Source organism: Streptomyces sp. NPDC043952 (genome assembly GCF_056435325.1).
The window spans coordinates 40,465-63,513 of sequence record NZ_JBWKES010000013.1 but is presented as its reverse complement, the minus strand read 5'-3'; the positions used below and the strand labels follow the sequence as shown (position 1 = coordinate 63,513).

23 protein-coding genes are annotated in these 23,049 nt (G+C 73.0%); 13 read left to right on the top strand and 10 right to left on the bottom strand.

The window, feature by feature from the left end; translation table 11 throughout:
• Window positions 1-22 precede the first annotated feature (22 nt).
• Window positions 23-814 (top strand): GNAT family N-acetyltransferase, encoded by a 792-nt coding sequence (locus tag AC069R_RS17330; protein WP_478767630.1) that lies wholly within the window; start codon window positions 23-25, stop codon window positions 812-814.
• 7 nt (window positions 815-821) lie between these two features.
• On the opposite strand, the gene AC069R_RS17325 is transcribed toward AC069R_RS17330, so the two are convergent.
• Window positions 822-1,085, bottom strand: coding sequence for a GlsB/YeaQ/YmgE family stress response membrane protein (locus tag AC069R_RS17325; RefSeq protein WP_478767629.1), 264 nt, complete (start codon window positions 1,083-1,085; stop codon window positions 822-824).
• A 222-nt stretch (window positions 1,086-1,307) separates the two neighbouring features.
• On the opposite strand from AC069R_RS17325, the gene AC069R_RS17320 reads away from it, so the two are divergent.
• Window positions 1,308-2,792 (top strand): hydrolase, encoded by a 1,485-nt coding sequence (locus tag AC069R_RS17320; protein ID WP_478767628.1) that lies wholly within the window; start codon window positions 1,308-1,310, stop codon window positions 2,790-2,792.
• A 49-nt stretch (window positions 2,793-2,841) separates the two neighbouring features.
• Here the strand turns inward: AC069R_RS17320 and AC069R_RS17315 are convergent, their stop codons facing one another.
• Window positions 2,842-5,583, bottom strand: a complete 2,742-nt coding sequence (locus AC069R_RS17315) for a glycoside hydrolase family 2 protein (RefSeq protein ID WP_478767627.1) — start codon at window positions 5,581-5,583, stop codon at window positions 2,842-2,844.
• Between the two features lie 176 nt (window positions 5,584-5,759).
• Here AC069R_RS17315 and AC069R_RS17310 point away from each other — a divergent pair, with 176 nt between their 5' ends.
• Together AC069R_RS17310 and AC069R_RS17305 are read left to right on the top strand one after the other, a co-directional pair.
• Window positions 5,760-7,202: an APC family permease gene (locus tag AC069R_RS17310; RefSeq protein ID WP_478767626.1), complete on the top strand. Its 1,443-nt coding sequence runs from the start codon at window positions 5,760-5,762 to the stop codon at window positions 7,200-7,202.
• A 78-nt stretch (window positions 7,203-7,280) separates the two neighbouring features.
• Complete coding sequence (locus tag AC069R_RS17305; protein ID WP_478767625.1) at window positions 7,281-7,829, top strand: GNAT family N-acetyltransferase; 549 nt, start codon at window positions 7,281-7,283, stop codon at window positions 7,827-7,829.
• Window positions 7,830-7,994: 165 nt separating this feature from the next.
• Here AC069R_RS17305 and AC069R_RS17300 read toward each other — a convergent pair whose 3' ends face one another.
• Window positions 7,995-8,441 (bottom strand): SPW repeat protein, encoded by a 447-nt coding sequence (locus AC069R_RS17300; RefSeq protein ID WP_478767624.1) that lies wholly within the window; start codon window positions 8,439-8,441, stop codon window positions 7,995-7,997.
• A gap of 270 nt (window positions 8,442-8,711) precedes the next feature.
• Between AC069R_RS17300 and AC069R_RS17295 the strand changes: the two genes are divergently transcribed.
• The 3 genes from AC069R_RS17295 to AC069R_RS17285 all read left to right on the top strand — a co-directional run bounded on the left by AC069R_RS17295 (window position 8,712) and on the right by AC069R_RS17285 (window position 11,816).
• A complete protein-coding gene (locus AC069R_RS17295; RefSeq protein ID WP_478767623.1) occupies window positions 8,712-9,089 on the top strand; it encodes a BlaI/MecI/CopY family transcriptional regulator in 378 nt (125 codons plus the stop codon).
• Between the two features lie 16 nt (window positions 9,090-9,105).
• Entirely contained in the window at window positions 9,106-10,032 is a 927-nt protein-coding gene (locus tag AC069R_RS17290; protein ID WP_478767622.1) for a M48 family metalloprotease, read from the top strand.
• A gap of 713 nt (window positions 10,033-10,745) precedes the next feature.
• Window positions 10,746-11,816 (top strand): adenosine deaminase, encoded by a 1,071-nt coding sequence (locus AC069R_RS17285; protein ID WP_397987733.1) that lies wholly within the window; start codon window positions 10,746-10,748, stop codon window positions 11,814-11,816.
• Here AC069R_RS17285 and AC069R_RS17280 read toward each other — a convergent pair.
• Both AC069R_RS17280 and AC069R_RS17275 read right to left on the bottom strand, forming a co-directional pair.
• Window positions 11,798-12,313, bottom strand: a complete 516-nt coding sequence (locus AC069R_RS17280) for a mycothiol transferase (protein WP_478767621.1) — start codon at window positions 12,311-12,313, stop codon at window positions 11,798-11,800. The genes AC069R_RS17285 and AC069R_RS17280 overlap by 19 nt on opposite strands.
• Before the next feature lie 55 nt (window positions 12,314-12,368).
• Window positions 12,369-13,250 carry a LysR family transcriptional regulator gene (locus AC069R_RS17275; RefSeq protein ID WP_478767620.1) on the bottom strand — a complete coding sequence of 294 codons (882 nt, stop codon included), beginning with the start codon at window positions 13,248-13,250 and terminating at the stop codon, window positions 12,369-12,371.
• Window positions 13,251-13,359: 109 nt separating this feature from the next.
• Between AC069R_RS17275 and mgrA the strand changes: the two genes are divergently transcribed.
• The gene (mgrA, locus tag AC069R_RS17270) at window positions 13,360-14,352 is read left to right on the top strand and encodes an L-glyceraldehyde 3-phosphate reductase (protein WP_397988267.1); all 993 of its coding nucleotides are present in this window, start codon (window positions 13,360-13,362) and stop codon (window positions 14,350-14,352) included.
• 167 nt (window positions 14,353-14,519) lie between these two features.
• Here mgrA and AC069R_RS17265 read toward each other — a convergent pair whose 3' ends face one another.
• Window positions 14,520-14,903 carry a nuclear transport factor 2 family protein gene (locus AC069R_RS17265; RefSeq protein WP_397987736.1) on the bottom strand — a complete coding sequence of 128 codons (384 nt, stop codon included), beginning with the start codon at window positions 14,901-14,903 and terminating at the stop codon, window positions 14,520-14,522.
• A 317-nt stretch (window positions 14,904-15,220) separates the two neighbouring features.
• Between AC069R_RS17265 and AC069R_RS17260 the strand changes: the two genes are divergently transcribed.
• Entirely contained in the window at window positions 15,221-15,631 is a 411-nt protein-coding gene (locus AC069R_RS17260; protein WP_478767619.1) for a hypothetical protein, read from the top strand.
• Here the strand turns inward: AC069R_RS17260 and AC069R_RS17255 are convergent.
• Window positions 15,584-16,885: a streptophobe family protein gene (locus AC069R_RS17255; RefSeq protein ID WP_478767618.1), complete on the bottom strand. Its 1,302-nt coding sequence runs from the start codon at window positions 16,883-16,885 to the stop codon at window positions 15,584-15,586. The two genes, AC069R_RS17260 and AC069R_RS17255, sit on opposite strands and share 48 nt — an antisense overlap.
• A 192-nt stretch (window positions 16,886-17,077) precedes the next feature.
• Between AC069R_RS17255 and AC069R_RS17250 the strand changes: the two genes are divergently transcribed.
• A complete protein-coding gene (locus tag AC069R_RS17250) occupies window positions 17,078-17,530 on the top strand; it encodes an ATP-binding protein (protein ID WP_471061001.1) in 453 nt (150 codons plus the stop codon).
• A gap of 72 nt (window positions 17,531-17,602) precedes the next feature.
• On the opposite strand, the gene AC069R_RS17245 is transcribed toward AC069R_RS17250, so the two are convergent.
• Complete coding sequence (locus AC069R_RS17245; protein ID WP_397988268.1) at window positions 17,603-18,490, bottom strand: RNA polymerase sigma factor SigF; 888 nt, start codon at window positions 18,488-18,490, stop codon at window positions 17,603-17,605.
• Window positions 18,491-18,898: 408 nt separating this feature from the next.
• Here AC069R_RS17245 and AC069R_RS17240 point away from each other — a divergent pair, with 408 nt between their 5' ends.
• Entirely contained in the window at window positions 18,899-19,381 is a 483-nt protein-coding gene (locus tag AC069R_RS17240) for a VOC family protein (RefSeq protein ID WP_478767617.1), read from the top strand.
• A gap of 30 nt (window positions 19,382-19,411) precedes the next feature.
• On the opposite strand, the gene AC069R_RS17235 is transcribed toward AC069R_RS17240, so the two are convergent.
• Both AC069R_RS17235 and AC069R_RS17230 read right to left on the bottom strand, forming a co-directional pair.
• Window positions 19,412-20,311 (bottom strand): aminoglycoside phosphotransferase family protein, encoded by a 900-nt coding sequence (locus AC069R_RS17235; RefSeq protein ID WP_478767616.1) that lies wholly within the window; start codon window positions 20,309-20,311, stop codon window positions 19,412-19,414.
• Between the two features lie 35 nt (window positions 20,312-20,346).
• Complete coding sequence (locus AC069R_RS17230; RefSeq protein WP_478767724.1) at window positions 20,347-21,357, bottom strand: zinc-binding alcohol dehydrogenase family protein; 1,011 nt, start codon at window positions 21,355-21,357, stop codon at window positions 20,347-20,349.
• 144 nt (window positions 21,358-21,501) lie between these two features.
• Between AC069R_RS17230 and AC069R_RS17225 the strand changes: the two genes are divergently transcribed.
• Entirely contained in the window at window positions 21,502-22,296 is a 795-nt protein-coding gene (locus AC069R_RS17225) for a VOC family protein (RefSeq protein WP_478767615.1), read from the top strand.
• 45 nt (window positions 22,297-22,341) lie between these two features.
• A complete protein-coding gene (locus AC069R_RS17220; protein WP_478767614.1) occupies window positions 22,342-23,040 on the top strand; it encodes a ribonuclease H family protein in 699 nt (232 codons plus the stop codon).
• Window positions 23,041-23,049: the final 9 nt, after the last annotated feature.

Below are 23,049 nucleotides of genomic sequence, written 5' to 3'. Positions count from 1 at the left end.
CGGCGTGATCAGCTGGGCCGCCATGGACGAGACCGAGATCCTCGCGCTGTACGACCGTCACCTGCGCGAACACGCCCTCCCCGACGGGCCGGGCGCCCGCGTCGTACGCGTCGGGCAGGTGGTGCGGCAACACGCGGACGCCCACGGCTGGAACGGCGTGCTCTGGACCGGCCTCGACGCGGCGGGCGCGGACGTGGACGCGGTGATCCAGGAGCAGATCGCCGCCTTCACGACTCACGGCCACGACTTCGAGTGGAAGCTCTACAGCCACGACCGGCCCGCCGACCTCGGTGCCCGGCTCGCCGCGGCCGGGTTCCGGGCCGAGCCGGCCGAGACGCTGATGATCGGCGAGATCGACCGGCTCGACCTGGCCGCCCGACTCCCCGACGGCGTACGGCTGCTGGAGGTCGTAGACGAGGCGGGCGTCGACCTCTTCACCGAGGTGCACGAGAAGGCGTTCGGCACCGACGGCACCCGGATGCGCCGTCGGCTCCTCGACCAACTGGCCGCCGATCCCGGCGCGTTGGTCGCCGTCGTCGCCATGGCCGGGACGGAGGCCGTCAGCGCCGCCCGGATGGAACTGGTGCCCGGCACCCCGTTCGCCGGCCTGTGGGGCGGCGGCACCGCCGAGGCGTGGCGGGGCCGGGGCCTGTACCGCGCCCTCGTCGCCCACCGCGCCCGGATCGCCGCCGCCCGCGGCTGCCGCTACCTCCAGGTCGACGCCTTGCCGATGAGCCGCCCCATCCTGGCACGCCTCGGCTTCCTCCCGCTGAGCACCACGACCCCGTACCTCTATGAGATCAGGGGAAGTTGACGGTACGTCAACGACGTGCCCTCGCCCGATCGAGTGCGCTGATCCCCACCGCCGCCAGGGCGATCTGGATGAGCCACTCGATCCAGTCCGGCCCCTTGGTGTCCGCGACCCCGATCCCCGCGGCGATCGCGGAACCGACCAGTGCGGCCACGATGCCGACGACGATGGTCCACAGCACCCCGATATGCTGCCGCCCCGGCACGACCAGCCGGCCCAGCACACCGATGATCAGGCCGATGACGATCGCGCTGACGATGCCCGAAATCTCCATCTCCACCCCTTCATGCGGCGGGAAACCCCTCCTTGGTGAAGGTGCCCGCTGCGCGCGCGGACAGTCCGGCCCGCTTTATTGCCGGGACTTTCTGTTCACCGACGCTTCATGCCATGTACCTTTCAAGCCATCGACGCGTGTAGAACCCTCAAGCGGGTTCTACGCGCGCAGACTTGGCGCCGCCACTCCCTCTCCCCACACCCCACAACGGAGGTTCGCCGGATGCCCGGATCCATGAGATCCCGACGCAGAGTCACCACCGCACTCGCCGGATTCGGCCTGCTCCTGGCCGGAGCCGCCGTCCAGGTCGGTGCGAGCGCCCCCGCCCGTGCGGCGACCACACACCGGGTGCTGTTCGACAACGCCCACGCCGAGACGGCCGGCAACGCCGACTGGGTGATCTCCACCAGCCAGCCCGACCCGCTCGGCCAGAACGCCAACCCGCAGTCCGAGACCGACTGGACCGGCGCGCTCTCCTCGTGGGGCGTGGCGCTCCAGAAGACCGGCGACTACAGCCTGAAGACGCTGCCCTCGGGCCAGAGCCTGACGTACGGCGGTTCGTCCGCGCAGGACCTGTCGAACTTCGACACGCTGGTCCTGCCGGAGCCCAACACGCTGTTCACGTCCGCCGAGAAGACGGCGATCATGAACTTCGTGAAGAACGGCGGCGGTCTGTTCATGATCTCCGACCACACCGGCGCCGACCGCAACAACGACGGCAGCGACGCGGTCGAGATCCTCAACGACCTGATGACGAACAACGGCGTGGACAACACCGACCCGTTCGGCTTCTCCATCGACTCCCTCGACATCAGCTCCGGCTACCCGGCCGCGATCAGCGACAGCACCGACCCGGTGCTGAACGGCTCCTTCGGCAAGGTCACCAAGAGCCTGTTCGCCGACGGTACGACCGCCACCCTCAAGCCCGCCGACAACTCCTCGGTCAAGGGCCTGGTCTACCGCAGCGGTTACTCGGGCAACACCGGTGCCTTCTTCCTGACCAGCACCTTCGGCGCCGGCCGCGTCGCGTTCTGGGGCGACAGCTCCCCGATCGACGACGGCACCGGCAGCTCCGGCAACACCCTTTACGACGGCTGGAACGACAGCGGCGCCACCAACGCGGCGCTCGCCCTGAACGCCACCGCGTGGCTCGCCGGTGACGGCGGCACCAGCGGCGGCGGTGGCGGCGGCACCGGCGGCGGTGGCACGGGCGGTGGCGGCGGCACCGGCACCTGCACCGCGGGCCAGCTGCTCGGCAACAACGGCTTCGAGTCGGGCAATACGACCTGGAGCGCCTCCAGCAAGGTCATCACCAACGCCACGGGCGAGTCGCCCCACTCGGGCTCGTACTACGCCTGGCTCGACGGCTACGGCACCGCGACCACCGACACGCTCTCCCAGCCGGTGGCCATCCCGGCGGGCTGCACCTCGGCCAAGCTGAGCTTCTACCTGCACATCGACACGGCCGAGACCTCGACCAGCACCGCCTACGACACCCTCAAGGTGCAGGTGCTGAACAGCTCCGGCACGGTGCTGGGCACCCTGGCGACGTACTCGAACCTGAACGCCGCCTCCGGCTACACCCAGCGCAGCTTCGACCTCAGCGGCTACGCCGGGCAGAACGTCACCCTCCAGTTCACCGGCACCGAGGGCGCCAAGTACCAGACCTCGTTCGTCGTGGACGACACCGCGCTCAACGTGAGCTGAGCGCCCGCGCACGCGAGGGGGGTGGGTCCGGCGGGGCCCACCCCCCTCGTCATGCAGCCGGCACGGTCCGCTCCGGGGTGTTCCACCCGGAGACGCGCACCCGAGGCGCCGCGCCGTGCAGATCGGCCGTGCGGTAGACGGCGGTCAGTGTCACCGACTCGCCCGGCCACAGCCCGACCTCGTTGTCCGACCAGCGCACCGGCAGCACCGGCGCCCCGCGCCCGTCGACCAGATGCACGTCCGTCAGCAGCGAGGGCGTGCGCCCGGCCGTGGTGTTGCGCAGGGTCACGGTCGTGGTCGAGGTGCCACCAGCGGACCGGGTGGTGGCCGTCGCCGCCACCGGGACCCGCGCCATCGAGGCCAGCCCGGTGAGGTCGGCGTAGCCGGTCGTCGGCGTGTACCACCAGGTGGTGCCCTGCCAGTCGAGCGTGTCCTGCTTGCCGGAGAGCCAGTACACGTTCCGGCTCACCTCCCGGCCGTCCGCGTCGGTGAGCACCAGCCGCAGCAGGTACGTCCGGGACAGTCCGGAGACCTTTTCCGGCAGGGTCAGCGCGGTCGCGTGCGCACCGTCCCCGGCCACCGAAAGACCGGTCGCCGTGCCGTCGTACCGCAGGGTGCCGTCCGGGTCGAAGAGGGTGGCGCGCGCGGTGAGCCCCCGCCGCGGCGTGTGCCGGTTGTTGACCACCGACACCGAGCGGTCGTCGTAGCCGTACTGGATGTGCAGCGGCTCGTTGGCCTTCTTCGCGCCGAAGTATGCGCCGCCCTGATCGAGGTAACGGTCCGTCAACTGCCAGTGCAGGGAGGTCCAGCCGCTGTTGAACATCCAGTGGATCACCCCGGTGGCGGGCCCGTCGGCATCCGTCGCGTTGCGGCCGTACGCCTCGAACTGGGCCCGCACGTTCTCGTACTGGGCCAGCTGTGCCTTGCGGACGTAGTCGGCGAGGCCGGTGGGGGCGCCGTACCGGCCGGTGAGCGCGGCGTCGTAGAGCGCGAGGGTGCCGAAGGTGGCGGACGGGGAGCGGTGGTACTGCTTGGCGCCGGGGTCCTGCCAGAGGCTGTCCAGTTCGGCCGGGGTGAGCATCCGGCGCAGCGTGTCCAGGGTGGGGATGCTCGGGCCCGCGCTGGTCTCGGAGTTGAAGCCGGTGGCCCCGCCCTCGCGCTTGGCGTACCAGTAGCCGGGCGGCACCCAGTCGTAGGGGCCGGTCATCTTCATGCCCGAACGGCCCAGCCGGGGCGAGGACTTGCCGGAGGCGGCGGAGACCACCGGGAGATTCCAGTCGGCGGCCCGCAGGGCGTCCAGGTAGTTCTTCTCGATCGTCGCGTCGGGCGCGAAGTCGCTGCCGATCAGGAAGGAGATCACGCTCGGGTGGTCCCGCAGCCGGGCGGCCTCGGCGGCCATGGACGCCTTCGCCACCGGATAGTCGGCCGGGGTCCATTTCTCCCCGTTCTCCGTGCCGTTGACCTGCCCCTCCCACTTGGTGCAGCACTCCCAGCCCGGCAGCGTGAGCACACCGTAGCGGTCGGCCAGGCCGAAGAACTCGTCCGGCTCCAAGTGGCCTTCCAGGCGCAGGGTGTTCAGGCCGAGATCGACGGCGTACCGCAGCCGGTCCTCGGCGTAGGCGCGGTCCCAGCGCAGGAACTCGTCCGGTGACCAGCCGCCGCCCTTGATCAGCAGCGGGCGGCCGTTGATCCGGTACTGGCGGGCCCCCGCCGCGTTCAGCGGCGCCCGCACGTCCCGGATGCCGAAAGACTCGTGCGCGGTGTCCGAGGTGGCGCCCGACACGCGCGCGGTGAGGTCGAGGCCGTACAGCGGCTGCCCGCCCATCCCGGCCGGCCACCACACCTTCGGCGCGGCCAGGCGCAGTGCGGGTACACCGGCGGGGGAGAACGCGACGGTCCGCGTCTCGTGGGCGGCGAGCCGGACCGTCCTGCCGAAGCGCGCCGGGCCGGCGGTGCCGGTGACCTCGGCGGTGACCGGCGCGCCGGAGTCGTTGCGCACCCGTGCCCTGACCGTGAGGTCGGCGGTGGCGAGGGACGGCACGGCCAGCTTCGTGACCACGTGCGCGTCGCGCAGCGCGACCGGGCCGCTCCGGCGCACCAGGACGTCCCGGACGATGCCCATGTTCCGGTCGGGCGGCGGCTGGAGCCAGTCCAGCCAGCCGATGGTCAGGTTCTTGGCCGGGTCGTTGGGCCGGACGCGGAAGGCGACCGTGTTGACGCCGGGCCGCACCAGGGCGGTGACGTCCAGCTCGTGGTGGGTGTAGGCGCCGGTCACGTCCTGTGCGGCGGCCACCTGACGGCCGTTGACGTAGACGTCGGCGGCGGAGACGACCCCGCTGAAGTCGAGCAGGGTGCGCCGCGCGGTGTCGGCGAGGGTGAAGTCCGAGCGGTACCACCAGGGCACCTCGAAGTCGGCCTGCGGGATCTTCGCCAGGTTGGTGGAGCGGAACGGGTCGTCGTACACCCCGGCGGCGAGCAGCGCGGCCAGCACCGTGGAGCGCGGGCCCGCCGGGTACCAGCCGCGCGCCGGGTAGCCGGGGGAGGAGACGGCCGCCGGGGAATCGTCCACCTTCGCCGTGGACTGGACGGCGAACCCGGCGAGCGGGGTGGCGCTTCCGGCGGCGGAGGACACGCGGGTGATCCGGGTGGGCGCCTTCAGGTCCGCGACCGGCCGCAGCGGCGGTTCGGGGGTGTGCGGATGGGCCCAGGCGCCGGTGGCGAGGTAGCCCAGCAGGGCGAGGAGCCCGGTGGCCGTGGCGAGCCGATGGCCGGGGGCGGGGCGTGGGAACACAGACGGTCTCCAGGCTCGTAAAGTTAGGAAACTTTACTAACCGGGCTTAAGCTAGGTCGCCGTCCGGGGGCTGTCAACGACCGTGGCCACAGCGCCCGCTGAATATCCGTCAACCGCCTTCCGTCCGGCGCGCGGATGCCCGTAGGGTCCCCTCCCCGACGCCTCCAGGAGTCCCCATGTCCGGTAGCCCGCCGCCTCCGGGCGGCTTCGTCCGCCGGGTCGGGCTGTTCCAGGCCACGGCCATCAACATGAGCCAGATGTGCGGCATCGGACCGTTCGTCACCATCCCGGTGATGGTCGCCGCGTTCGGCGGCCCCCAGGCGGTCGTCGGATTCGTCGCGGGCGCGGTGCTGGCGCTGTGCGACGGGCTGGTCTGGGCCGAGCTGGGCGCCGCGCTGCCCGGCTCCGGCGGCAGTTACGTCTATCTGCGCGAGGCCTTCCGCCACCGCACCGGCAGCCTGCTGCCGTTCCTGTTCGTGTGGACGGCGATGCTGTTCGTGCCGCTGATCATGTCCACGGGCGTGGTCGGCTTCGTCCAGTACCTCGGCTACCTCGCCCCCGGCCTCGGCGGCCCGGCCGGCGACCTGACCGGCCTCGGCGTCATCGCCCTGGTGGTGCTCCTGCTGTGGCGCGGCATCGAGCACATCGCGCGGATCACGGCCGTGATGTGGACGGTGATGGTCGCCTCGGTGGTCCTGGTGATCGCCGCCGCCGCGACGGACTTCAGCCCGCACCTGGCCTTCAGCTACCCGGCAGGCGCCTTCGACCTGACCGGCGGGCACTTCTGGACCGGGTTCGCCGCGGGCCTGACCATCGGCGTGTACGACTACCTCGGGTACAACACCACCGCCTACATGGGCGCCGAGATCAAAGACCCCGGCCGGGTCCTGCCGCGCTCCATCGTCTACTCGATCCTCGGCATCATGGCGATCTACCTGCTGCTCCAGATCGGCACGCTCGGCGTGGTCGACTGGCACCGCATGAGCGACCCGGACGACATCGCGTCCACCTCGGTGGCCTCCGCCGTCCTGGAGCGGACCTGGGGCAGGGGCGCCGCCGACACGGTCACCGTGCTCATCCTGATCACCGCCTTCGCCTCCGTGTTCACCGGCCTGCTGGGCGGTTCGCGGGTGCCGTACGACGCGGCGCGCGACCGGGTCTTCTTCCGGCCGTACGCCAGGCTGCACCCCCGGCACCGCTTCCCGACGCTGGGCCTGGCGACCATGGGCGTGATCACCGCGGCCGGCTTCCTGATCGGCCGGCACACCGATCTCGCGACCCTGATCCAGCTGCTCACCACCGTGATGGTGCTGGTGCAGGCGCTGGCCCAGATCGTGGCCCTGACGGTGCTGCGCGCCCGGCGCCCGGAGCTGCGCCGCCCCTACCGTATGTGGCTCTACCCGCTGCCGTCCCTCGTGGCCTTCACCGGCTGGTGCGTGATCTACGCCTGCGCCGACCACGACTCCCCGCGCCGCCACCCGATCGAATGGTCCCTGGCCTGGCTCGCCCTCGGCTGCGCGGCCTTCCTGCTCTGGGCGCGGCGGGAGAGGGTCTGGCCGTTCGGGGCGAAGGAGAGCGGCGAGGAACGCCCGGCCGGGCGGGACACCGAGACAGTGTGAGCCTCGAAGGTCTATGATCCGACCAGCGTGACGAGCCTCCCCGGCCCGGACGAGAGTCCGCCGGGGAGGCTTTCGTTCATGACCGACAACATGACCGACAGCGTGACCGACAGCGTGAACGAGACCCTGACCGCGGACGTCCGGGTCCGCCCCGCGACCAGCGGCGACCGGCCCGCCGTCGAGCGGCTGTGGCTGATGTTCCGTCATGACATGTCCGAGTTCCAGGGCGGCCTGCCCGCGGCCGACGGCACGTTCCGCAGCGAGCGGGTGGAGTCCGCGTTCACCGGCGGCGGCTGGGCGCCGTACCTGCTGACCTGCGGTGACCGTCTCGCCGGATTCGCTTTCGTACGGGGGCTCGACGGGCCGGTGCGGGTGCTGAACAGCTTCTTCGTGGTGCGGGGCGCCCGGCGCGCGGGGATCGGGCTGAGGGCCGTACGGGAGGTGCTGCGGCGGCATCCGGGGCGCTGGGAGGTCGCCTTTCAGCGGAACAACGCGGGTGGGGCGGCCTTCTGGCGGCGGGTCGCGGAGGAGGTCGCGCCGGGCGGGTGGAGCTGTGCGGAGCGGGCGCTGCCGGGGCGGCCGGCGCTGCCGGCGGACCTGTGGCTGAGCTTCACCGTGCGGGGCTGAGCGGGGTCCCGCCCAGGCAGGCCAGGAGGGCACGGGAGCGTGGGGGAGGGCCGGTTCGCTGGGCGCACCGGCCCTCCGTCCTTCTTCCTTCCGTGTTCTGCTTCCCTTTCTCCTTCTCGACGATCCGCTCCTTCCTCGCGCGTGCTCGTCGTGCTTCCTTCCCCGCTAGGGCCTGGGCGTGCTCTTCGTGGCCTTCGCCGATGTCGCGGCGCAGACGATTCCGAGGAGGAGGGCCAGTGCGCCGATGACGACGTTGTTGGTGATCACGCCGGCGTCCGGGGCGCTGCCCACGATCCACGGAGCGATGATCATCCAGACGCCCAACGCGCACATCGCCCAACTGAGGCCGTACATCCGCTCGGGGGCCCTGGTGAATCCCAGCGCCAGCAGCCCGATCGCGATGCCCATGATCAGGTTGTGGGTCATCAGCGCCGGCTGGCCGGCGGAGTAATGCACGATCCAGGGCGATGCCGCGCAGTACAGACCGAGCAGCAACACCGGCCCGTCCACGAGCGCGACATCACGACCGCCGAGCATGCGGGCGTAGCGTTCCCGCATTTCGGGGACATCGGGGTGGGTCGATATGTCACCCCTGTGCGACACGTTGGCCATGACTTTCGTCTCCTTCGAATGCGCAGGCCAGACCGCTTATGGGAGCGGTGTTCGAGGAGCACCGCACTACCCATTTTGCGCTTGTTCGCGGTTTATGTGTAGCGGTGGGGCGGGTTGTCATGTATGGGGGCACGCACGGGCCGGTACAACCCTGTGCCGGTCGTGGCCGCGGTTGGCGCGCACGACGGGCGTGGCCGGGCCGCGCGGTCGTATGACTACCATCGTGTAGACGGTCCGCACGCGGACGACGAGGAGGGTGAGGACGTTTCCATGACCGACGGCAAGGACGAGCGCCGGCCGGCCGGTGGACTAGAGGCGAGCGTCATGGCCGCGCTCTGGGCCGCCGATGGGCCCCTGTCCCCCGGACAGGTCCAGTCGAGCCTGGGCGCGGACCTGGCGCGCACCACGGTGACGACGATCCTCAGCCGCCTGCACGACAAGGGCGTCGTCGAGCGGCAGCGCAAGGGCCGCGGCTTCGTGTACTTCCCGGTCCAGGAGGTCCAGGACGCCCACGGTCTCACCGCCCGCCGGATGCACAGCGAGCTGGACCGGGACAGCGACCGCGAGACCGTGCTCGCCCGCTTCGTCGCCCAGCTCAACCCGGACGACGAGCGCATCCTGCGGGACCTCCTCGAATCCGACGGCTGATGAGGGCCCCCGCCCGATGACCGCCCTGCTCCTGCTGCCCCTGCTGCTGCCCTGCGCCCTGCCCGCGCTGGCCCGGCGGGCCCTCGCCCGGCTGGCCCCGGCCGTCGCGCTGTGGGCCGTCACGGGCTGCGCGGTGGTTCTCGCCGGCTGCTCGCTCGCCGCGCTCGGCGCCTTCGTGCTGATCGGGCTGCTGCGGCTGCCCCTGTTCGCCGCGTTCGGCGAGTTCATCCACCCGCTGCACACCGCCCCCGCTCTGATCGTGGTGCCGGCCGCCGCCACCTCGGTCGGCGTGCTCGCCGTCTGCTGCTGGACCCTCGTGCGCTCGGTGCTGCGCCAGGGCCGGGCCTTCCGGCTCGCCCGCACCGAGGCCGGGCGCCGGCCCGCCGCCGGTGACCTGTGCGTGGTGGACTCGCCCCGCCCCGACGCCTACGCGCTGCCCGGCCGCCCGCACCGCATCGTCGTCACCACCGCGATGCTGCGCAGCCTGGACGGGCCCGAGCGGGAGGCGCTGTTCGCGCACGAGCGGGCGCACAACGAGGGCGGTCACCACTACTTCCTCGCCGCCGCCGAACTCGCCGCGCACTGCCACCCCGCGCTGCGGCCGGTCCGTACGACCGTCCGGCTCGCCGCCGAGCGGGCCGCCGACGAGGCCGCGGCCGCGCGGGTGGGGGACCGGCGGCTGACCGCACGGGCCATCGCCCGCGCCGCCCTCGCCGGGCACGCCGCCGGCACCGCGCGGCCCGACTTCGTGGCCGGGGCGACCACGGGGCCGGTTCCGCAGCGGGTGCGGGCCCTCCTGGACACGCCCGGCAGGGCCCGCGCGGGCCGGGCCGTCGCCGCGCTGCTCATCGCCTGCACCGCCCTGTCCGGCGCGACCGCCGCGGCCGGGCTGGCCGACTTCCACCACCGGGTGGAGGTGGCCCAGGGCGAGGAAGCGCCCTGAGCCCGCGGCGGCGAGGGGGGTGTTGCCTCGGGCGGAAGCGTCCGGGCACGCGGTGCCCTGAAGCGGCCTCGGGCAAGGGTGTCTGGGGAGGGAGGGGCGGTGCGCTGGGGTGGCTTTGGGTGAGGGTGTCCGGGGGGAGCAGGCTGCGCGCTGAGGCGGCCTTGGGGTGCGGACGCGGGCATCCTGACGCGAGCCGCCCTGACACCGGCCCGCCTCGTACGGCACGCCTGCGCGGGCCCAAAGCCTCCCCCCGCCCCCGGACACGTCCCCCGCCCCGATACGACGTGGCCCGCCGTCCCGCCACGAAGCGCCGTGCCTCCCGCCGCCTCGCCGCGAAGCGCTGTGTCGCCCGCCGCCTCGCCTGTCGCTCGCCGTCCTGCCGCGAAGCGCTGTGTCGCCCGCCGCCTCGCCTGTCGCTCGCCGTCCTGCCGCGAAGCGCTGTGTCGCTCGCCGCCCCGGCCACGAAGCGTCATGCCTCCCGCCGCCCCCGCCACGAAGCGCCGCAACAGCGCGCCTCGTCACCCCGACGCGACCCCCCTGACCGTCCTCCTCCCGACACCCTCCCGACGCCCCACGGACGCGCGTAGACAACTCCTCGGCAACGCGCGTAGACAAGGATCCGGTTTTACGTATAACCTCACCGGCTAACTGCCCCGTCGGCACCGTCGGCCGCCTGATCGACCCCGGTACAACCTGCTGAGGAACGCCCTGCCATGACCGCCCCCCGCATCGACACCGACACCCTCCGCCGCCTCCCCAAGGCCGTGCTGCACGACCACCTCGACGGCGGTCTGCGCCCCGCCACCCTCGTGGAGCTGGCCGCCGAGGTCGGGCACCGGCTGCCCACCACGGACCCGGACGAGCTGGCCGCCTGGTACGTCGAGGCCGCCAACTCCGGTGACCTGGTGCGCTACATCGCCACCTTCGAGCACACCCTCGCCGTGATGCAGACCCGCGAGGGCCTGCTGCGCACCGCCGAGGAGTACGTCCTGGACCTGGCCGCCGACGGCGTGGTCTACGGCGAGGTGCGCTACGCCCCCGAGCTGAACACCCGCGGCGGGCTGAGCCTCGCCGAGGTCGTGGAGGCGGTGCAGGAGGGCCTGGCCGCAGGCATGGCGAAGGCCGCCGCCGCGGGCACCCCGGTGCGCGTCGGCACCCTGCTGTGCGGCATGCGGATGTTCGACCGCGTCGCCGAGGCCGCCGACCTCGCCGTGGCCTACCGGGACGCCGGGGTCGTCGGCTTCGACATCGCCGGCGCCGAGGACGGCTTCCCGCCCGCCGACCACCTCGCCGCCTTCGAGCACCTGCGCCGCGAGAGCGTGCCCTTCACCATCCACGCCGGCGAGGCGTACGGGCTGCCCAGCATTCACCAGGCCGTCCAGGTGTGCGGCGCCCAGCGCATCGGGCACGGCGTGCGGCTGACCGAGGACATCGTAGACGGCAAGCTCGGCCGGCTCGCCTCCTGGGTGCGCGACCGCCGTATCGCCCTGGAGATGTGCCCCACCTCCAACCTCCAGACCGGCTGCGCCACCTCGATCGCCGAGCACCCGATCACCGCGATGAAGGACCTCGGCTTCCGGGTCACCCTGAACACCGACAACCGTCTGGTGTCGGGCACCACGATGACCCGTGAGATGGCGCTGCTGGTCGAGGAGGCCGGCTGGGGCGTCGAGGACCTGCGGACGGTCACGGTGAACGCGGTCAAGAGCGCGTTCATCCCGTTCGACGAGCGCAAGGCCCTCATCGAGGATGTGATCCTGCCCGGTTACTCCGCCGCGCTCTGAACCAGCCCCTTGAGGTAGGCGGCCTGTCCGATGTGCTGGAGATCGTCGGACAGGACGCTCACCAGGCGCACGCCCAGCGTGACCGGCGGGTCCCAGCGCTCGTCCACCACGCCTTCGAGGTCCTTGGCGGCCAGTGAGCGCAGCGCGCCCAGCGTCTGCTCGTGCACCGCGTCGTAGTACCCGGTCAGCAGGTCGGCGCTCGCCACCCGCACCTTGGCGACCTTGGCCGGGGTGTGCCCGTAGCCGGTGTCGCCGCGCGGCAGATCGAGGCCGAACCGCTTCTCCCAGCCGTCAAAGAGCCACACCTGGTCGAGACCGAAGGCGTCGGCGATGTGGTCGTCCTGCACCCGCGTGAGATGCCAGACCAGCCAGGCGATGGTGTTGGCACCGGGCGCCGGACGGCGGTGCAGCTCGTCCGGTCCGAGGCCGTCGAGGGTGTCGTGGACTTCTTCCTGGATGCGGCCGTAGCCGTCGATGAGGATGTCCTTGGCATGCATACCGTCCACCATCACAGACGCACGGCCCGCACGCGCCCGGAATCGGACAGACGTCTCAGCCCCCGGCTTCCAGCAGGGCGACGAGCGCGCGGGCCGCGGGGCTGGTGGACCGCTCCGGCGGCAGCAGCGCCACCGTCTCGTACTCGGCCTCGCCCGTGCCCTTGAGCGGGAGCGCGGTGAGCGTGGGCCGCTTGTGCCGGAAGTGCCGGGGTACGACCGCGATGCCCAGGTTCTCGTCCACCAGGTCCAGCAGCGTGTGGACGTCGTTGACCTCCAGCGCGACGGTGCGCCGTACCCCCGCCGCGGCGAAGGCGGCGTCGGTGGCGCGGCGCGGCCCCCAGTCCGGGTGGAAGTCCACGAAGACCTCACCGGCGAGGTCCTCCGGGTCCAGCAGCCCCCCGGCCGCGGCGAGCCGGTGCCGGGGATGGCACAGCACGGTCATCGGCTCGCTGGTCAGCGACACCGAGCGCGGCTGGTCGCCGTCCGCCCGCGTGCGGTACGCGAACGCCAGGTCCAGGCGCCCCGCCGCCACGTCCTCCGCGAGCGCGCCCGAGCCCGCCTGGCGCAGCCGGATCTCCACGTCCGGGTGCGCGCCCCGGAACCCCGCCAGCAGCCGGGCCACATGCACCCCGGCGATGCACTGCTCGGTGCCCAGCGCCAGCGTGCCGCGCAGCACGCCCTGCACCGCCGCCACCGCCTCGTGTGCGGCGCGCACCTGCGCGAGGATCCGCTCGGCCTCCACCAGCAGCGCCCGCCCCGCCTCGGTCAGCGTCACCCGGCGCGTGGTGCGCACGAACAGCGGCGCCCGCAACTCCCGCTCCAGCGCCCGGATGGACGCGGACAGGCCCGACTGGGACACCATCAGCCGCTCGGCGGCCCGCGTGAAGTGCTGGTCCTCGGCGACCGCCATGAAGTGCTGGAGATGACGCAGTTCCATGATTGAGCAGCCTAATCGCTCAATCCGATCCGATTCTCCCGTTGGACCGCAGGGCGCCACCGGAGGAATCCTGGACCGGGAAGATCCGTGCCGACCCCCTGGAGTCGTGTTGTACACCGCATCCCCCGACCGTTACGCCGAGATGCCCTACCGGCGCACCGGACGCAGCGGCCTCAAACTCCCCGCGCTGTCGCTCGGTCTGTGGCACAACTTCGGCCCCGACCGTCCGGTGGAGACCCAGCGTGCCATCCTGCGCCGCGCCCTCGACCTCGGCGTCACCCACTTCGACCTGGCCAACAACTACGGCCCGCCGCCCGGCGCCGCCGAGTCCGCGCTCGGCGCCGCCCTCGCCGCCGACCTCGCGCCCTACCGCGACGAGCTGGTCATCTCCACCAAGGCCGGCCACCTCATGTGGCCCGGTCCGTACGGCGAATGGGGCTCGCGCAAGTACCTGCTCGCCTCCCTGGACCAGAGCCTGAAGCGGATGGGCCTGGAGTACGTCGACATCTTCTATTCGCACCGCCCCGACCCGGACACTCCGCTGGAGGAGACGATGGGCGCCCTGCACACGGCGGTCCAGCAGGGCAAGGCGCTCTACGTCGGCGTCTCCAACTACTCCGCCGAACAGACCCGGCAGGCCGCGCGCATCCTCGCCGACCTCGGCACCCCGCTCCTCATCCACCAGCCGCGCTACTCGATGCTCGACCGGCGCCCCGAGGACGAGGGCCTGCTCGACGCCCTGGACGAACTGAGGGTCGGCTCCATCGTCTACTCCCCGCTGGAGCAGGGCCTGCTCACCGGCCGCTACCTCGACGGCATCCCGGAGGGCTCCCGCGCCGCCGGCGACAGTCCGTTCCTGGGGCCCGACGCGCTCACCGAGGACCTGGTCGGACGGCTGCGCGCGCTCCAGGAGATCGCCGTCTCGCGCGGCCAGAGCCTCGCCCAGCTGGCCCTCGCCTGGGTGCTGCGCGGGGGCAGGGTCACCTCCGCCCTGGTCGGCGCCAGCAGCGCCCGGCAGCTGGAGGACAGCGTCGGCGCCCTGCGCAACCTGGACTTCGACGCGGAGGAACTGAAGCGGATCGACGCGATCGTACGGTCGTAACACCGCCCCCGGCGCCTCGCCCCGGCGCCCCACCTCCGCGCCGCACTCCCGGCGCCCCACCTCCGCGCCACACCACCCGCGCCGGTCTCCCGGCGCTGCCCCCGCCGGCCCCCGCACGCGGCCCGGCTCCCGCCCCGCTCCGGGGCAGGAAGCCGGGCCGCGTGCCGTCACGCACCCTCGGGCGCCCGGTCCAGGAACCCCATGACCTGCCGGATACGGCCCTCGCCGTCCAGCGTGACCACGTCGAACCCGGCGACCGGCGCCGAGCCGTCGGCCTCGTTCACCAGCTCCCAGCCGAAGCGCGCCACGTCGTGGTGCCCGTCCACCGTGCCCAGCGGGCGGAAGACGAAGCCGGGGAACTGCTCGTGCACCGCGGTGATCACGGCCGCCAGGGCGTCGTGCCCCCGGACGTCGGCGAGCGGGTCGGTGTAGGAGCCGTCCGGGGTCCAGGCGGCGGCGACCGCCTTGCGCAGCGCCTCCGGCTCGGTGGCGTTCCAGGCCTCGAAGTAACGCGCGGCGGCGGTCTCGTAGCGTTCGGTGTTCACGGACATGGCGGATCAGCCTCCATCGGAGTCGTCTGTGCTGGTCGTCGGCCGGATCGGGGATCTCGCCGACCCGGTGGAACCACCATGCCCGAGGGGTGCCGGGCGGGTCGATTACCTCCGGGGTCATGCCCGCACCGCCCGCAGAATCCCACCATTTCCACGGAAAAGGGTGGGGAATATGCCAGCAGAGTGGCCGGAAAGTCGTGGTGACAGTGTTTCGGCCGTGGCGATACTCGAACAGCGAGGGGCACTTCACCGCACGGAGCCGCACGGAGAGCGAGGTCCGCCCGGCACAACCGGACGAGGCGACGGGGGAGTGATACGTGCACGACGAATTCCTGTGCCATGTCACGGCATACGGGATGTGCGACGGCCGCCGCATCGGCGTACCGCTCGGCACCTACCGCGCGCCGACCCTGGCACTGGCCCTGTGGTGGCTGCGCGACCGCGCGTCCTGGATCGCCGAGCGGCTCGACCCCACCCCGGAGGCCGCCCCCTTCCCGGCGGGGGCGCTGGTGCCGGTCGCGGAGACGGTGGCCGACGTGCCCGCCCTGCTGCGCGCCTGGTGCGCCGACGACGTCCGGCAGGAGCGCATCGCCGAGGAACTGGCCCAGGGGCGGCTGGTGCGGATCGCCGCGCACGACGACACCACCGAGTACGAGCTGCTCGCCGAGTCCGTCGACGCGCTACGGATGCAGCGCACCCTTCCCGCGCTCGTGCTGCCCATCGGATGACCGCCGCCCGCGGCGCACCGGCAGCGCGAGCAGATGGCCGAGGAGCCCGGCGACCAGCCCCCACAGCGCGCCCAGGCCCACCGCCTGCCAGGTCCGCGGCCGCAGCAGCAGTTCCCCGGACAGCCCGCCGCCCAGATCGCCGATGCCGAGCAGGGACAGCCCGTAGTGCGCGGAGATCCGGCACAGCAGGCAGATCGCGAGCACGGTGAGGGCGAGCGCGACGCCGAGGCGTACGGCGTCCAGCCACAGCGGGGTCCGGGGCGGTGAGCGCAGGGCCGCCCGGACGGCGACCGCGAGCAGCAGCGCCCCGGCCGCCACCGGCAGCCACGCCATCCGGCCGTCGTACTGCGTCAGCGCCCGCAGATCGACCTCGGAGACGTCGGGGGTGCGCAGCAGGACGTCCAGGACGTGCGGGACCGGCAGCCCGAACGGGCCGTCCACCCGGCCGTTCCAGGTCGCGCCGAGACCGACGGTCAGCGCCGGCCAGACCAGGTTGGGCAGCCCGAGCAGGATCAGCGCGAAGGTCGTACGCGCATCCCCCCGGCCGGCCGCCGTGCCGAGCGCTACCACCAGCCCCACGACGACCGCGGCCAGCAGCAGCTCCACCATCGCGCGGGCGGCGGGGCGCGCCCCCTGTCGCCACCGCGGTGGCCGCCCCGGCAGCGGCACCCCCCGCGCCACCAGCAGCGCCACCACCAGCACCCCGGCCAGCCACAGCAGCGCGAACAGCACGGTCGGCGGCACGTCCGCGGCGAAGCCGACCCGCGGCTCCGCCTCGAACAGCGAGGTCAGATCGTTCAGCGTGCCGCTGCCCACGTCCACGGCGAACGTCTCGCGGGCGGCGAACGCCAGCCCGGTCAGCGCGAGCAGCCACAGCACGGCGATCCGCGCGGCCCAGCCTGCCAGCGCCCCGGCCGAGGCGAGGGTCCGGTGGCGCAGCGGGCGCAGGAAGCCCGCGCCGACCACCAGGGCACCGGCCAGTGTCACGGACAGGGGGAGTACGGTGATCCCGGCCTCGGTCCTGGCCAGGGCGCCGGCGTCGCCGGCGAGCCGGATGCTGCCGCCGACCGCCGTGACCACGGTGGCGGCCAGCACCCGCGGGAACGCGCCGTCCGGCAGACCCGCCGCACCCGCCGCCCACAGCCCGGCCGCGGCCACCAGCACCATCACCGCGAGCCCGGTCAGCACCACGGCCAGCGCCTGCGGCCAGCCGTGCCGGGCGGCGGGCCGCGCGGAGACGGTCAGGGGGCTCACGTCTGCCACGCTAAGCAGCGGCGGGGCGGGCCGCCCGCCGGGAGGGCCGTCCGCGCCGCACCCGGCCGGGACCGTGACGCTCGCCACGGTGCGCGGCGAGCGAACGCCTGGACTGCGGGACGCGGCTCGGGGTAGGAGGACTGGTGCGCATACGGCCGACAGACCGGGCCACCGGCCCGCGAGGAAGACAGCATGACCGAGTATCTGGGCGGGGCAGTGATACCGACCGGCTTTGACGTACCCGTCGAGCCGCTGAGACGCGCGGCGCATTTCACCGGTGAACCCGGTTGCATCGCCGAGGCGCGGGCCTTCGCGGCACAGTTCCTGGAGCAGCTGCGCACCGAGTGGTGCGCGGCGATCGACCGCGCCGCGGACGGCGAGCTGCTCCTGCTGGTGAGCGAGCTGGTCACCAACGCCGACCGGCACAGCGACGGCCCCTACATCCTGGAGCTGGAGGGCACGGACGCCTCCGTCACGGTGTCCGTCTGCGACAGCAGTACGGCCCTGCCGCAGATCTTCCCGAAGAACCCGCGGCGCATCGGGCGGCACGGCCTGGAGATCGTGCACGCCCTCGCCACCGAGGTCACCGTCGAGCGGGTCCCGGTCGGCAAGCGCGTGGTCGCCCGCTTCGCACTGCGGCGCTGAGCGCCCGGACCGTCTTCGGTGCCGGGCGCTCAGCGCGCGGAGAAACCCTCGTACGCCGGCTCGCCTCCCGGCTCAGGCGCAGCCCAGCTCGCCCAGCATGCCCTGCCGCAGCCGGGCGATGATCCGCTTGATCAGCCGTGACACATGCATCTGGGAGCAGCCGAGCCGTTCCCCGATCTCCGCCTGCGTGGCCTCCTCCACGAACCGCAGATGGATGATCTGCCGGTCCCGCTCGCTCAGCTCCGCCATCAGCGGCGCCAGCGCGTGGAAGTCCTCCACCAGGCGCAGCCCCTCCTCCTCCACCCCGATGAAGTCGGCGAGCACCGCCTCGCCGTCCTCGGGGCCGTCGCCGGTGAGGGCGGCGTCCAGCGAGGAGGAGTTGTAGCCGTTGGCGGCGAGCTGGCCCTCCAGCACCTGCTCCTCGGAGAGGTTCATCAAGGTGGCCAGCTCGGCGACGGTCGGCTCGCGGTCGAGGCGGCTGGACAGTTCCTCGCGCGCCTTGGCCAGCTCCACCCGCAGCTCCTGGAGCCGCCGCGGGACGTGTACCGCCCAGGTGGTGTCGCGGAAGAACCGCTTGATCTCGCCGACGATGTACGGCAGCGCGAAGGAGGTGAACTCGACCTCGCGTGACAGTTCGAACCGGTCGATGGCCTTGATCAGCCCGATCATGCCGGTCTGGACGATGTCCTCCATGTCGTCGCCGCGGCCCCGGAACCGGCCGGCCGCGAACCGCACGAGCGACATGTTCATCTCGATGAGGGTGTTGCGCGCGTACTGGTACTCGTGGGTCCCCTCCTCCAGCTCGGTGAGCCGGCGGAAGAACTGGCGGGACAGCTGGCGCGCGTCCCTCGGGGCCACGGAGGTGGGGTCTGCGATGCCGGGCAGTGTCCCCGTGTCCGCCTCGTCCTGCCCGGTCCTCTCGATGACCGCTGTCTGCGCCCGCGTCCCGGCGGTGTCCATTACCTCTCCCACGAAAGTCACGTTTCGACGTCTGCCCATGTCGGCCGCTGTTTCTGGTCCCTGCACTGTTGTGTCCTCGGCGTGTACCCCGGATCCGGCGCTTCATTCCCGCCGGTCGAGTCGTTCACGGCGCGGGTACCCCCGGTGACTCCGTGCATGCTCGCTCCGTACGGCGCTGGCGCGAAATCGCTGTTCCCCGCCACCCCCGCGCACCTCCGCCGGCCCCTGCGGGGATCTGCCGTTCCCCCAGCGGTTCCGGCGAAATCGAGCGCACGTCCCCGCCCGGCGGGCCCCGGTTCCCCCACCGCCGTAAAGTGACCGCCGCGGCCGGATTCCGCCCCCGCCGATGAGTTCCGGGCCGCCCGCCGGTCTGCACCCCGACCGGATGTCCCCACCAAGGAGGTGCTCATGACCACCGACGGTTTCACCACGTGTCTCTGGTTCGACGGCCAGGCGGAGGAGGCCGCGCGGTACTACGTGTCGGTCTTCGAGAACTCCCGCATCGACCGTGTCACCCGGCACACCGCGGCCGGACCCGGCCCGGAGGGCTCCGTGCTGGCCGTGGAGTTCACGGCCAACGGCCAGCGGTTCATGGCGCTCAACGGCGGCCCCCAATTCACCTTCGACGAGGCGATCTCCTTCCAGATCATCTGCTCCGACCAGCGGGAGATCGACCACTACTGGAACCGGCTCACCGAGAACGGCGGCGAGGGCGGCCCCTGCGGCTGGCTCAAGGACCGGTACGGCGTCTCCTGGCAGGTCGTCTACGACCGGCTGCTCACCCTGATGAGCGACCCGGACCCGGAGAAGGCGGCCCGTACGGCTCGCGCCATGATGAGCATGGGCAAACTGGACGCCGCCGCCCTGGAGAAGGCCCACGCGGGGGAGTGACGCGAAGGCCGCCCCGAGCGCGCCGGCGGCTCACCCGGCCTCGGTCAGGATCTGGGCGATCACATGCCGGGAGTTCTCCGCCAGGGCCGGGTTCGTGTCCCAGTAGTACGGGAGCTGGATCAGCGCGACCGACAGCGCCCAGCCCCGCCCCCGCGCCCACTCGGCGTCGTCCGCGCCGACCGCCGCCCGGAAGGTGTCACGGGCGGGGGCGGGCAGCAGGTTCCACGCCGGCATGAGGTCCACGGCCGGATCGCCCGCCCCCGCACAGCCGAAGTCGATGACCGCGCCGAGCCGGCCGCCGTCGACCAGCACATTGCCGGGGGACAGATCGCCGTGTGCCCACCGGGGCGGACCGCTGTGCGCCGGGGCCGCCAGCGCCCGCTCCCACAGCTCCGTGACCGCCTCCGCGTCGATCCGGTCGCCCAGCCCGGCCACCGCGGCGCGGGTGGGCGCGTCCCGCTCCCGCAGCGGGCCGCCCCGGTAGCCGGCCGGCGCGGCCCCCGCGTCGATGCGCCGCAGCGCCCGCACGAACCGCCCCAACTCCTCGGCCAGGCGCAGGGGTTCGGGCAGGGCACCCACCACCGGGTTGCCGCCCGCCAGCCAGCGGTAGACGGCCCAGGGCCAGGGGAAGTCCTCGTCCGGCTCGCCCGCGCCCACCGGCTCCGGCACCGCCACCGGCAGCAGCGGTCCCAGCCGGGGCAGCCAGCGCAGCTCGTGCGCCAGGTCCGGGACCGCGCCGGGGCGCCTCGGGAGCCGTACCACCAGCTCGGTGCCGAGCCGGAACATGGCGTTCTCGGTGCCCGAGGACACGAGGCGGCGTACCGGCAGCCCGGACCACTCGGGGAAGCGGCGGGCGAGCAGACGCCGGACGAGCGGGGCGTCGAGGTCGAGTTCGTCCGGGTGCATCCGCCGCGCGTTCACGGCACCCATTCGAGCGCCCCGACGCCCTTGCTGTCGAGGGGATTTCAGTGCCCGGCGGAAGGGACCAGCACCGCCGCGCCGTCGAAGCGGCCCGCCTTCAGATCGCGCAGGGCCTCGGGGGCCCGGTCCAGCGGATAGGGGTGAGTGGTGGCCCTCACGCCGTAGCGGGCCGCCAGGGTGAGGAACTCCCGCCCGTCCGCACGGGTGTTGGCGGTGACGCTGCGCAGCTCCTTCTCGTAGAACAGGTCCGTCTCGTAGCGCAGCGGCGGTACGTCGCTGAGGTGGATGCCCGCCACCGCGAGCACCCCGCCCCGGTCCAGGGCGCGCAGCGCCACCGGCACCAGATCGCCGACCGGGGCGAACAGGATCGCCCCGTCCAGCGGCTCGGGCGGCGGCTCGTCCAGGTCCCGCGCGGAGGCCGCGCCCAGCCGGCGGGCGAGCCGGCGCGAGACCTCGTCCCGCGTGACCACATGCACGGTGGCGCCCTCGGCGAGCGCGACCTGCGCGCACAGATGGGCGCTGCCGCCGAAGCCGTACAGGCCCAGGCGCCCGCCGCGCGGCAGCGCGCAGCGGCGCAGCGCGCGGAAGCCGATGATCCCGGCGCACAGCAGCGGCGCCGCCGACACGTCGTCCAGCGCGTCGGGCAGCCGGTAGGCGAAGGCGGCCGGCACGGTGGTGTACTCGGCGTAGCCGCCGTCCGCGTCCCAGCCGGTGTACTGCGAGCGCGGGCACAGGTTCTCGGCGCCCCGCGCGCAGTAGGCGCACACCCCGTCGGTGCGGCGCAGCCAGGCCACGCCCACCCGGTCGCCCGGCGCGAAGCCGAAGACCTGGGAGCCGAGCCCCGCCACCTCGCCGACGACCTCGTGTCCGGGCGTCACCCCGGCCCGGCGCACCGGCAGCTCGCCCTCGGTGACATGCAGATCGGTCCGGCACACCCCGCACGCCCGCACCCGCACCAGCAGCTCGTCCGGCCCCGGCGCGGGCACCGGCCGCTCCACCGGCTCCAGCGGCTCGCCCTCGACCGGTCCCGGCGCCACCACCGACCACGCCCGCATCGTCGCCATCGCCCGTGCCCTTCCGCAGCCGACCGGTCCTCCCCCCCCCAGTGTCCGGCAGCACCCCGCTCGGCGCGCGGCCCCGCCGGGGGCTGGCTAGCGTGGGCGGACGGGGGCCCCGACGACATCAGGAGGGCGGCGGGCATGGCCGTACAACCCGAGGGAACGCCCTGCTGGGCCGATGCGATGTTCACCGATCTGGAGGGCGCCAAGAGGTTCTACGGCGACGTCCTCGGCTGGACCTTCGGCGACTCCCCGGCGGAGTTCGGCCGCTACACCCAGGCGACGGTGGACGGCAAGGCCGTCGCCGCCGTCGTCCCGCCCATGCCCGGACAGGAGGGCCAGTCGCGGTGGTGCCTGTACTTCGCCTCGCCGGACGCCGCCGCCACGGCCGAGAAGGTGCGGCGGCACGGCGGTGACGTCCTGCTGGAGCCGATGCGGGTCGGCGACTTCGGCACCATGTGCCTGGCCCGCGAGCCCAGCGGGGCCGTGTTCGGGGTGTGGCAGGCGGGCACCCACGAGGGCTTCGGGGAGACGGCCGTACCGGGCGCCTACTGCTGGGCCGAGGTGTTCACCCGCGAGCCCGAGAAGGCGGACGCGTTCTTCCGCGCGGTCTTCCCGTACCGGATCAAGGACCTCGTGGACGACGCGGTGGACTTCCGGATGTTCGCCGTCGGCGAGGACACCGTGCTCGGGCGGATGCGGATGACCGAGGACTTCCCGCCCGAGGTGCCCTCGTACATCAACGTCTACTTCACCGTCGCCGACTGCGACGAGGCCGTCGCCCGAGCGACCCGGCTCGGCGGCATCGTCCGCTTCGGGCCGATGAGCAGCCCCTTCGGCCGGTTCGCGACGCTCAGCGATCCGCAGGGCGCCGACTTCTCGGTGATCGACATCACCACCACCGAGGGGGAGCCGCCGCGGATCGAGGACGCCTGAGCGGGGACCGCACAGGGCCGGTCGGGGCACCCGCGCCGTCATGGGATGATCGTGCGCATGCGTGAACGAGTGGTGGCCGCGTGCGACGGGGCTTCGAAGGGAAACCCCGGACCGGCCGGATGGGCGTGGGTGGTCTCGGACGACGACGAGCGGACGCCCGCTCGCTGGGAGGCGGGCCCGCTGGGCCGGGCCACCAACAACGTCGCCGAACTCACCGCCCTGGAGCGGCTGTTGAGTGCGGTCGATCCCGACGTGGAGCTGGAGATCCGGATGGACTCCCAGTACGCGATGAAGGCCGTCACCACCTGGCTGCCCGGCTGGAAGCGCAACGGCTGGAAGACGTCCGGGGGCAAGCCGGTCGCCAACCAGGAGCTGGTGGTCGGCATCGACGCGCTCCTGGAGGGCCGCTCGGTGGAGTTCCGCTACGTCCCGGCCCACCAGGTCGACGGCGACCCGCTCAACGACTTCGCCGACCGCGCCGCCAGCCAGGCCGCCATCGCCCAGGAGGCGGCGGGCAGCGCGCTGGGCTCGCCGGTGCCGCCGCCCTCGCCCGACACGCCCAAGTCCGGCGCCCCGCGCAAGAAGACGGCCCGCCGCACCGGAAGCGCCTCGTCCTCCTCGCGCACCATCAAGGCGAAGTTCGCCGGGCGCTGCCTGTGCGGCCGCTCCTACGCGGCGGGCGAGTCCATCGCCAAGAACGCCCAGGGCTGGGGCCACCCGGAGTGCCGTACCGCCGAGGCCTGAGCGGGCGCC

Coding starts and splice junctions, on each gene's coding strand:
- AC069R_RS17280 (WP_478767621.1), bottom strand. CDS start 12,313: ATGCATGCCAAGGACATCCTCATCGACGGCTACGGCCGCATCCAGGAA.
- AC069R_RS17230 (WP_478767724.1), bottom strand. CDS start 21,357: ATGCGGGCGTGGTCGGTGGTGGCGCCGGGACCGGTCGAGGGCGAGCCG.
- AC069R_RS17275 (WP_478767620.1), bottom strand. CDS start 13,250: ATGGAACTGCGTCATCTCCAGCACTTCATGGCGGTCGCCGAGGACCAG.
- AC069R_RS17245 (WP_397988268.1), bottom strand. CDS start 18,490: ATGGACACCGCCGGGACGCGGGCGCAGACAGCGGTCATCGAGAGGACC.
- AC069R_RS17305 (WP_478767625.1), top strand. CDS start 7,281: ATGACCGACAACATGACCGACAGCGTGACCGACAGCGTGAACGAGACC.
- AC069R_RS17225 (WP_478767615.1), top strand. CDS start 21,502: ATGGCCGTACAACCCGAGGGAACGCCCTGCTGGGCCGATGCGATGTTC.
- AC069R_RS17265 (WP_397987736.1), bottom strand. CDS start 14,903: ATGTCCGTGAACACCGAACGCTACGAGACCGCCGCCGCGCGTTACTTC.
- AC069R_RS17320 (WP_478767628.1), top strand. CDS start 1,308: ATGCCCGGATCCATGAGATCCCGACGCAGAGTCACCACCGCACTCGCC.
- AC069R_RS17220 (WP_478767614.1), top strand. CDS start 22,342: ATGATCGTGCGCATGCGTGAACGAGTGGTGGCCGCGTGCGACGGGGCT.
- AC069R_RS17285 (WP_397987733.1), top strand. CDS start 10,746: ATGACCGCCCCCCGCATCGACACCGACACCCTCCGCCGCCTCCCCAAG.
- AC069R_RS17330 (WP_478767630.1), top strand. CDS start 23: ATGGACGAGACCGAGATCCTCGCGCTGTACGACCGTCACCTGCGCGAA.
- AC069R_RS17240 (WP_478767617.1), top strand. CDS start 18,899: ATGACCACCGACGGTTTCACCACGTGTCTCTGGTTCGACGGCCAGGCG.
- AC069R_RS17300 (WP_478767624.1), bottom strand. CDS start 8,441: ATGGCCAACGTGTCGCACAGGGGTGACATATCGACCCACCCCGATGTC.
- AC069R_RS17290 (WP_478767622.1), top strand. CDS start 9,106: ATGACCGCCCTGCTCCTGCTGCCCCTGCTGCTGCCCTGCGCCCTGCCC.
- AC069R_RS17325 (WP_478767629.1), bottom strand. CDS start 1,085: ATGGAGATTTCGGGCATCGTCAGCGCGATCGTCATCGGCCTGATCATC.
- AC069R_RS17235 (WP_478767616.1), bottom strand. CDS start 20,311: ATGGGTGCCGTGAACGCGCGGCGGATGCACCCGGACGAACTCGACCTC.
- AC069R_RS17310 (WP_478767626.1), top strand. CDS start 5,760: ATGTCCGGTAGCCCGCCGCCTCCGGGCGGCTTCGTCCGCCGGGTCGGG.
- AC069R_RS17295 (WP_478767623.1), top strand. CDS start 8,712: ATGACCGACGGCAAGGACGAGCGCCGGCCGGCCGGTGGACTAGAGGCG.
- AC069R_RS17250 (WP_471061001.1), top strand. CDS start 17,078: ATGACCGAGTATCTGGGCGGGGCAGTGATACCGACCGGCTTTGACGTA.